Annotated in this window: 2 protein-coding genes and 1 pseudogene; all 3 read right to left on the bottom strand. The window is 66.6% G+C overall.

What is annotated here, in order from left to right; translation table 11 throughout:
* Positions 1 to 877, bottom strand: an 877-nt coding sequence (locus APM_RS18765; RefSeq protein ID WP_007424970.1) for a GGDEF domain-containing protein, incomplete at its 3' end; no start/stop codon positions are given.
* A gap of 5 nt (positions 878 to 882) precedes the next feature.
* On the bottom strand, positions 883 to 1,443 hold the full coding sequence (locus tag APM_RS18760; RefSeq protein ID WP_007424969.1) for a heme NO-binding domain-containing protein: 561 nt from the start codon (positions 1,441 to 1,443) through the stop codon (positions 883 to 885).
* A 53-nt stretch (positions 1,444 to 1,496) separates the two neighbouring features.
* A pseudogene (locus APM_RS18755) lies at positions 1,497 to 1,838 on the bottom strand (IS5/IS1182 family transposase); the annotation flags it as partial.
* Between the last annotated feature and the right edge of the window lie 138 nt (positions 1,839 to 1,976).

The raw sequence follows: 1,976 nt of genomic DNA, 5'->3' as shown, positions 1-1,976 counted from the left end.
GCGCGCTCACCGCCCCGACCAGCCGCCCGGCCAGCGCCCCGGCGTCCCGCGCATCGCCGATCCCGGTCTGCAGGACGACGAATTCGTCGCCGCCGATGCGGGCGATCATGTCGCTTTCCCGCGCTTCCTGCCGCAGGCAGGTGGCGAGATCGACCAGCAGCCGGTCGCCCGCGGCATGGCCGAACAGGTCGTTCACCGTCTTGAATCGGTCGACATCGATGACATGGACCGCGAATTTCGTGCCCTGCCGGCGGCCGGCCTCGAGTTCCCCTTCGAGTTGCTCGTGCAGCCGTCTCCGGTTGGCGAGCCCGGTCAGCGGGTCGTGCTCGGCGAGATAGCGGATGCGCTCAGTCGCCCGCCGGCGCTCGGAGATGTCCTGGGTGATCACGAGATACCCCGAGAGCCCGCCCTCGTCGCGCAGGGCGGCGACCTCGGTGCGGAACCAGGCCTCGCCATCCGCCGCCAGCCATTCGAGCGCCCCGCCATCGCCCTGGAACAGGGCGGCCATCGCGGCGCGACAGTCGGGGCCCACGCGGTCGAGGAACCAAGCGGTCCCCCGCAGCGGCGCGGCCGCCGCATCCGGCAGGCCCGCCGCGATGCCGATCGGCACGACCTCTTCGTCAGGCAGCATCAGTTGCCAGGCCGAAAGCCGCGCGATCCGCTGCACGTTGTCGAGCGCGCCGGCGTAGGCCCGGCTACGCTCCACCGCGCGCTGGGCGGTCTCCAGCATGAAATTCGCGAGCAGCGACAGCTTCTGGACCGTCAGGTCCGCGCTCGCCGTCCGCAGACGTACCGACAGGTCGCCGGAGACCACGCCGCACATCGCGTCGCATAGAGCCTCGACCGCGGCGCGGTCGACCGCTTCGGCCTGTTCCATGTGTGTCAGGCCGCCAGCGCCGGTTTCAGCCGCACCTCGATGATCGCGGCGGCCGAGCCGACATCGCCGTCGAGAAAGCTGATCTCGGCCACCTCGCCCCTGCGCGCGGCGAGGCAGCGGGCGAGCGCGCAGTAGAAATAGCCGAGCCGGTTCGACGAGCGGTAGTGCATCCGCACCCCATCCGGCAGCGCCTCGACCCTGAACTTGTCGGCCACCTTCCGCTGCCCGCTGGTCCGTAACCCGCAGGCGAGGCTGCTATGGATCTCCGGCTGCAGCAGGAGAAAGCCGCGCGTATCCGGCGCAACCTTGAAAAATCCCGAGAAGGTGCGTTCCGCCCAGTCAAGGAAGAACGCCGAGATCTCATCGAACACAGCCTCGGTCGTCGTGCCGGTTTCCGCGGCGATCGCATCGACCAGCGCGCAACAGGCCTCGTCGTCATATTCCGTATCGAGCCGGAAGGTCTGCCCGTCCGGAAATCCCGCGCGCCCGAGAATTCCCGCCCTGGCCTCAGGCGGAACGCGGGTCCTGAGATACTGATCGATCGTATGAGGAATGATGCCCAGCATTCGATCCCTATCGCACGAAATACTTGATTTATGGTTACCTAGTCGCCTGTGAACTATGTGATCTGGCGGTGGGCGAAGCCGAGGCTTGGTGAGCGGTTTGTGGCAGAGAGCCATGCGACGAGGGCACAAAGAAGCCTGATCAGCCATCTGCGGAGGAGGCGGAGGTTGTGGCCGACGCCGGCGAGGACGGCGTTGATGGCATCACCGTCGACGCCGAGCAGGAAGTTTCGCCCCAGATGGCCATCGGTCTTCATTTGGCCGATGACGGGTTCGATGGCTGTGCGTCGGCGCAACTCGCGGCGGATGGTGGGGGTGATGCCGCGTTTCTGGCGGGAGATGAAGATCCTTCTGCCCTCGGCTTCGACGCTGTGGCCGCGATAGCCGCGGTCGACATAGCCCGGGTTCGCGGTCATGAGGCAGACGTGAGGAAAGTCTGTCTATTTTCCGATGGATTTTCGATACGGAATCGGGGCGTGTATCTATGAGGTGGCGTTGGCCTGCGGCGGCTCGATGACTGTGAGCAGCTTCTTTGG

Origin of the sequence: Acidiphilium sp. PM, from assembly GCF_000219295.1 — a bacterium.
GTDB lineage: Bacteria > Pseudomonadota > Alphaproteobacteria > Acetobacterales > Acetobacteraceae > Acidiphilium > Acidiphilium multivorum.
This window is presented reverse-complemented; position numbering and strand designations above follow the sequence as displayed.